Below are 6,564 nucleotides of genomic sequence, written 5' to 3' on the forward strand. Positions count from 1 at the left end.
AGCAGCCCCAAAGCCTGCGGCGCTTTTTCAATTGCACAATTTTAGGTTATGAACCAAGTTGAAAGAGGCGTATGCTTGATCGTATAAAGGTGGTGTCTGATCGTGTTACATCCTTTTGGTCGTTTGTTCGGATTGGGGGACAAACCAGAATCGGAAAATAATAGCAACGAAGAAGACTATAATCCCGATGAAGTTCTACAAGTTCCAGTTGATCGCGTGCAACCCAACCGATATCAGCCCCGAGCGATATTTAACAACGAGAAGATCAGCGAACTCGCCCAGACGATACATACGCATGGGATGATTCAGCCGATTGTTCTCCGTCGGTTAGATGAAGACGAGTATGAGTTGATTGCTGGTGAGCGCAGATGGCGTGCCGTCCAGTCTCTCGGATGGGAAACCATTCCTGCCATCATCAGGGATATGAATGATTCACAAACGGCATCTGTCGCTCTTATCGAGAACCTTCAACGTGAAGAGTTGACAGTTATTGAAGAAGCCATGGCCTATGCCAGGTTGATTGAGCTTCATGACTTAACGCAGGAAGCTTTAGCCCAGCGTTTAGGCAAGAGCCAGTCGACGATTGCTAACAAAATGCGTTTATTAAAGCTTCCGGAATCCGTGCAACAAGCGGTTATGGATAAGAAAATCACCGAACGTCATGCGCGAGCATTGATCGCGGTGAAAGAGCCTGAACTGCAGGAAAAAATTCTTGAAGAAATCATCGAGAAACAATTGAATGTGAAACAGACGGAAGAACGAATCGCAAAAATGAGTGATCCAAAACCGAAGAAAAAGAAACCGACCCTTAAAGGCGTTAATAAAGATATGAGAATTGCAATGAATACCATCCGTCAATCTTTGAACATGGTTACGGATACAGGCGTCGATTTAGAGACGAACGAAGAGGATCACGACGATTACTATCAAATTACCATTAAGATTCCGAAGAAAAAAGGATAGCTTCAATCACCCATCTTGGCTGCTTTAAAGATGGGGATTTTTTTAACCAAATGGGGCTGGTATTTTTTATTAAAATGGTAGAATGATAGAAAGAAAAAGAGGCAGGTGACAGCATGGGTAAAGTGATTTCCATCGCCAACCAAAAAGGAGGCGTAGGGAAAACCACAACAGCCGTTAATTTAAGCGCGTGCCTGGCATACTTGAATCATAAAGTCCTTCTTGTCGATATCGATCCTCAAGGAAACGCAACGAGCGGTGTAGGGGTTGAGAAGGGTGCAGTGGACCAGTGCATTTATAACGTATTGGTCGATGATGTGAAAGCAGCCCAGGTTCGTACAACAACTATGGTAGAAAATTTAGATGCGATTCCAGCTACGATCCAGCTGGCTGGAGCTGAAATAGAGCTTGTTCCTACAATTTCAAGAGAAGTTCGATTGAAGCAAGCACTCGATCAAATTAAAAATGAGTATGACTATGTCATCATCGATTGCCCACCATCTCTTGGCCTTTTGACACTTAATTCGTTGACTGCCTCAGACTCGGTCATCATTCCCGTACAGTGTGAATACTACGCCCTTGAAGGGCTTAGCCAACTGTTAAGTACCGTTCGCCTTGTTCAAAAACATTTGAATAAGCAGCTGATGATTGAAGGCGTTCTTTTGACTATGCTTGATGCCCGTACGAATTTAGGAATTCAAGTCATTGAAGAAGTGAAAAAGTACTTCCAGAACAAAGTCTATCAGTCTATTATTCCTCGGAACGTTCGTTTAAGTGAAGCTCCCAGTCATGGAAAGCCGGTAATCTTATATGATGCAAAGTCGCGCGGTGCTGAAGTCTACTTAGAATTAGCAAAGGAAGTGATAGCGAATGGCGAGAGGGTTAGGTAAAGGTCTTGGTGCTTATTTTCCTGAAGAAGTGGAACCTAAGAATGATGAACAAATCCAAGAAGTTGCCGTAAGTGAGTGTCGTCCTAATCCTTATCAACCTAGAAGGCATTTTTCGGAGGAGGCCATTTCCGAACTGAAACAATCCATTGAGGAACATGGCATCCTCCAGCCGCTCATTGTGAGAAAAAGCATTAAAGGATACGAAATTGTTGTCGGTGAGCGCAGGTTCAGGGCTGCAAAGCTGGCAAACCTTGAGAAAGTGCCTGTCTTAGTCAGGGAGCTCACTGATAAGCAAATGATGGAGCTCGCCCTTCTTGAGAATCTCCAGCGCGAAGATTTAACACCGATTGAAGAGGCGAAAGCTTATCAGAACCTGATCAACGAGCTTGGGTTGACGCAGGACGTGCTGGCCAAAAGACTTGGAAAAAGCCGTTCTCATATAGCAAATTTCCTTCGTTTATTATCCTTGCCAACAGAGGTCATTAAGAAGATGAATGATGGACAATTATCCATGGGGCACGGTCGGGCGCTTTTAAGCTTAAAAAACCGTGACCATATTAGACAGGTTGTAACAAGGATTGAAAAAGAAGGGCTCAGCGTCCGGCAGGTAGAGCGTCTCATCTACGACTACAACCAACAGAAAAATGAAAAGAAACCGAAAGAGCGTCAAAAGGATATCTTTTTGAAAGAAAGAGAAGAAAGTCTGAAGGAACGCTTAGGGACGAGTGTCACCATTCATAAAGGGAAACGCAAAGGAAAAATTGAAATTGAATTTATGAATGACGAGGATCTGGAACGGATCTTACATTGGTTCGATCATGAATCCAAAGAGTGAACCTGGTGCTTAGGCCGGGTTTTTTATTTGTGAAAACGGTGCGAAAGACCGCTGTTTCACGTGAAACAAAAGCACTGGAGAGAATGCAATGGTATTAACAGGTACACTTGTAAATGGAGTTTGTATATTTATTGGCACTCTACTCGGGTTATTTTTCACTAAAATTCCCGAACGCTTTAAAGAAACCGTCATGAGTGGAGTCGGCTTGGCCGTTATTTTGATCGGTCTGCAAATGGCGTTTGAAACGGAAAACATCGTGATCGTGCTGTTGAGTCTGTTGTTAGGTGCGATCTTCGGAGAGGCCGTTCATTTAGAAGATAAGCTCGAGTATATAGGGCGTTGGATTGAACGGAAATTTACGAAGCCCGATCAAGAATCAATGATCGCACAAGGATTTATTACGGCATCTTTAATCTTTGTCATTGGAGCGTTAGCTGTGATCGGTGCCTTGGATAGCGGGCTTAGAAATGATCATGAAGTATTGATTACGAAAGCAATTATCGATGGGTTTGTCGCTCTTGTTTTGACTTCTACATTAGGGATTGGAGTCATTTTCTCTGTGGTCCCAGTTGTTTTATATGAAGGTTCAATTGCCTTGCTTGCTACACAAATTGACCGCTGGATTCCTCAGGATATCCTTGACCTTTTCATTGTCGAGATGACGGCAACAGGAGGGCTCCTGATTGTAGCGATCGGTCTGAACTTGTTAAAACTGACGAAGATCCGTGTAGCTAACCTGCTGCCTTCTTTATTGCTCGTCGGCTTTGTCTTATATCTATCCCAGTTATTTTAACTTTGTTGTTTTTTTCTATCGTAAAAAGACAAGATTCTATTTCTATCGAGCTTATCCGATCACCTATTGAAAAAAGCTAAGACTCCCATTTTTCGGGGGCTTAGCTTTTTTTTGTTCATGATCCGTGAATAGAAGGAAATCCGTTACTCTGCTTATGTGACGCGGCTGTGAAAGACTGAAAAGGCATATGCATCCTTCTCCATTCTTTTCTTTGTTTCTCGGATAAATGAACGGCTGCGGCCACCTTAGCCGCCATTTGCATAACGACATGCAGTCGTGTGTTTTGTAAAACGACGTGTTCCATAAATCCGCTGACGTTGACCATCCCGCTAATGTGCAGGTCGCCCACAGGTGGGAGGTCTTTTTTCAATGCCGAACCAGGGGAAATCGATCCTTTTCCAAGGACGACAGAACCAACAGAGGATGACTTTCCTAAACAGGCATCGATCGCTAAAATAAACGAACGTGTGTGAGTATGATGGATATATTGGATGCGCTCTTTCAAGTTAAGGGCGTGTAAGGGATCTTCCAGTGTTCCGTATACATGGAAGGTTTGAAGGTGCTGATCTTTGAGCATTGATCCGACGAGAGGACCGAATGCATCTCCTGTGGATCGATCCGTTCCGATACAGGCGATCACCACGTTTTTTGAAGGTGGAAGCCATTCTGTTAAGTGGACACTCAAAGTTTCACTCATCGCTGGATCTTCTGTGCTGACGCGCCGTTCTTCTCTCGAAAACTTGTCCTTAAGATTCATAGCTTCTCCTCCAGATACATAGTAGTAACAGTATATAAGGATGTCCATCATTCTATACGTGTGTGTGGCAAATACATAAAGGTGGAGGAACCGTCATGTTAAAAGCTGGGATGAAATGGATGTTTTTAATTGTTGGAACGATGATTGGAGCAGGGTACGCCTCTGGAAGAGAGCTCTGGCAATTCTTTGGACAAGACAGCAGTTTAGCGATCTTGTTATTTACTGTCATGTTCACCTTGTGCTGCACGACCATTATGAGCATTAGTTTTAATAAACAAACAGGTCATTATTTACCTGTACTCAGAGCGATTGTAGGAAAGCATTTGACTGGCGTTTATGACTGGATGATCATCATCTATTTATTTACGACGACGGTCATCATGCTTGCAGGGAGTGGAGCGACGTGGCAGGCTTTTCACTTTTCTTACCGCTTAGGGGTACTGGCGATTGCAATCCCGCTCATTCTCCTGTTCGTATGGGACGTCAAAGGGATTGTGGTTGTGAATAGTTTTGTTTTACCTTTATTGATATCTGGTTTACTGTTCGTCTTGATTGTGTTTATCAGTGACCAGCAGTTGTCTTTATTCGGCCACGTACAGGAAGCAAGTAATTGGATGTCTGCGTTCCCTTTTACGGCGCTGAACATTCTTCCTTTGATTGCCGTGCTTGGGGCCATTGGGAACCAGATGAAGCATAAGGGGGAAATTTGGGTGGCGAGTATAGGGAGTGGACTCGTGCTCGGGGCTGTTTCCTATCTATATAATAATAGTTTGATTCAAATATCGGAAGAAATCATCTTATATGAAATTCCATTATTTGCGATTTTGAAACATTATCCATATGAAATGATGATCTTTATGTCTGTGATGCTTTGGATCGCTATTTTTACCACGGCAGCTTCAGGAACGCTTGGGTTAGTGACCAGGTTTCGTGAATATTTGAAACAGCCGTTATGGATTTTGGCCATGGCGGTCATAGCAGTCATGCTTCCTTTCACTTCCTTCGGCTTCTCGACCCTGATTGAATACCTATATCCCTTATATGGAATTTTGAATTTATACGTACTAACGTCCCTACTTCTATATCCTGTCATTTCTCGATTCAAAATTCGCTGAAAACCTGTTAAAATGAATCTCATATTCATTGTCGTTTAGGGGGGACAGCGGTGTTAGGTACAGGCGATCCAGTGGGTGATGTTAAAAAAACGTTAGAAGATACGAAGACGAAATGGGACGCGCTGTTTGATTATGTAACTGGACCTGATTTATGGGTGCCAGTAGCATTTGGAGCTCTTAAAATCTTTATGATTCTAGTCCTGTCTTTTTTGGTTATTCGAATCGGCAGAAGACTTATTGGTCAATTTTTTGCCAACAAAAGGCGTGGACCTTTCCAAATTACGAAACGTCGGGAAGCTACGCTTAACAAACTGGTTTTGAACACTTTGTCGTATGTGGTCTATTTCGTTGCGTTCATGATGATCCTTGAAACCTTCACCCTTAATATCGGGGCGCTGCTCGCGGGTGCCGGAGTCGCAGGACTTGCCATTGGTTTTGGGGCACAGAACCTAGTTCGAGATGTTATTTCAGGGTTTTTCATCATTTTTGAAGATCAATTCTCTGTTGGTGACTACATTCAAACTTCCGGCGTGGAAGGTTTTGTAGAAGAAGTAGGACTTCGGACGTGTAAAGTCAAAGCCTGGACAGGAGAAGTCCATATTCTCCCAAATGGAAACGTGACGCAGGTCACGAACTACTCCATCCATAACAGTATTGCCGTCGTCGATGTAAGTGTTGCCTATGAGGAAGATATCGAAAAAGCGGAGCGGGCGATCCAGGAACTATTGAAAGAACTGCCTGAGCGTTATGAACAGATCATTGATGTTCCACAGCTTCTTGGTGTGCAGAACCTAGGAGCATCAGACGTGCTGATGAGAATTATCGCAGAAACTCATCCGATGGAGCATTGGGCGATTGCCCGGGCCCTCCGAAAAGAAGTGAAGACTCGTCTTGACGCAGAAGGAATCGAAATTCCATTCCCTCGTATGGTCATGTATTCTCGAGATGACCAAGCTGAATCATCTCAAGTCTCTGAATAAATAGGAGGTAAAGACTTATGCCGGAAAAAAATTACAATCTGAATGATGTCGTACAAATGAAAAAGCCTCACCCTTGTGGAGAGAATCGGTGGAAGATCATTCGTATGGGAGCCGATATCCGTATCAAGTGTGAAGGTTGTGGTCATAGTGTTTTAATTCCTCGCAGGAAATTCGAGACAAAGATGAAAAAGCGGTTAGAACCGAGTGAACAAGGATGATGGTAGAGGCTCGCCC

Annotated in this window: 8 protein-coding genes; 7 read left to right on the plus strand and 1 reads right to left on the minus strand. The window is 43.5% G+C overall.

Annotation, left to right across the window (positions count from 1 at the left end; all coding sequences use genetic code 11):
- The first annotated feature begins 102 nt into the window (after positions 1-102).
- The 4 genes from noc (at position 103) to LD39_RS12250 (ending at position 3,478) form a co-directional block, all read left to right on the plus strand.
- Entirely contained in the window at positions 103-963 is an 861-nt protein-coding gene (gene noc / locus LD39_RS12235) for a nucleoid occlusion protein (RefSeq protein ID WP_035546942.1), read from the plus strand.
- Between the two features lie 113 nt (positions 964-1,076).
- Positions 1,077-1,850, plus strand: a complete 774-nt coding sequence (locus LD39_RS12240) for a ParA family protein (RefSeq protein ID WP_035546946.1) — start codon at positions 1,077-1,079, stop codon at positions 1,848-1,850.
- On the plus strand, positions 1,831-2,685 hold the full coding sequence (locus LD39_RS12245) for a ParB/RepB/Spo0J family partition protein (RefSeq protein ID WP_035546948.1): 855 nt from the start codon (positions 1,831-1,833) through the stop codon (positions 2,683-2,685). Before LD39_RS12240 ends, LD39_RS12245 begins: the two co-directional genes overlap by 20 nt.
- Positions 2,686-2,773: 88 nt before the next feature.
- Positions 2,774-3,478, plus strand: coding sequence for a DUF554 domain-containing protein (locus LD39_RS12250; RefSeq protein WP_035546950.1), 705 nt, complete (start codon positions 2,774-2,776; stop codon positions 3,476-3,478).
- Between the two features lie 115 nt (positions 3,479-3,593).
- Here the strand turns inward: LD39_RS12250 and yyaC are convergent, their stop codons facing one another.
- Positions 3,594-4,235: a spore protease YyaC gene (gene yyaC / locus LD39_RS12255; RefSeq protein WP_052158847.1), complete on the minus strand. Its 642-nt coding sequence runs from the start codon at positions 4,233-4,235 to the stop codon at positions 3,594-3,596.
- Between the two features lie 95 nt (positions 4,236-4,330).
- Here yyaC and LD39_RS12260 point away from each other — a divergent pair, with 95 nt between their 5' ends.
- The 3 genes from LD39_RS12260 to LD39_RS12270 are packed head-to-tail and all read left to right on the plus strand — an operon-like array spanning position 4,331 to position 6,548.
- Entirely contained in the window at positions 4,331-5,350 is a 1,020-nt protein-coding gene (locus tag LD39_RS12260) for a membrane protein (RefSeq protein ID WP_035546953.1), read from the plus strand.
- Positions 5,351-5,400: 50 nt separating this feature from the next.
- A complete protein-coding gene (locus tag LD39_RS12265; RefSeq protein ID WP_369793237.1) occupies positions 5,401-6,330 on the plus strand; it encodes a mechanosensitive ion channel family protein in 930 nt (309 codons plus the stop codon).
- Positions 6,331-6,347: 17 nt separating this feature from the next.
- The gene (locus LD39_RS12270; RefSeq protein WP_035546955.1) at positions 6,348-6,548 is read left to right on the plus strand and encodes a DUF951 domain-containing protein; all 201 of its coding nucleotides are present in this window, start codon (positions 6,348-6,350) and stop codon (positions 6,546-6,548) included.
- Positions 6,549-6,564: the final 16 nt, after the last annotated feature.

It is taken from the genome of Halobacillus sp. BBL2006 (assembly GCF_000786645.1).
Classification (GTDB): Bacteria; Bacillota; Bacilli; order Bacillales; family Halobacillaceae; genus Halobacillus.

Bases quoted from the DNA above. Each gene is read 5' to 3' on its own strand.
- LD39_RS12240 (WP_035546946.1), top strand. From the start codon at position 1,077: ATGGGTAAAGTGATTTCCATCGCCAACCAAAAAGGAGGCGTAGGGAAA.
- LD39_RS12245 (WP_035546948.1), top strand. From the start codon at position 1,831: ATGGCGAGAGGGTTAGGTAAAGGTCTTGGTGCTTATTTTCCTGAAGAA.
- LD39_RS12250 (WP_035546950.1), top strand. From the start codon at position 2,774: ATGGTATTAACAGGTACACTTGTAAATGGAGTTTGTATATTTATTGGC.
- yyaC (WP_052158847.1), bottom strand. From the start codon at position 4,235: ATGAATCTTAAGGACAAGTTTTCGAGAGAAGAACGGCGCGTCAGCACA.
- LD39_RS12260 (WP_035546953.1), top strand. From the start codon at position 4,331: ATGTTAAAAGCTGGGATGAAATGGATGTTTTTAATTGTTGGAACGATG.
- LD39_RS12270 (WP_035546955.1), top strand. From the start codon at position 6,348: ATGCCGGAAAAAAATTACAATCTGAATGATGTCGTACAAATGAAAAAG.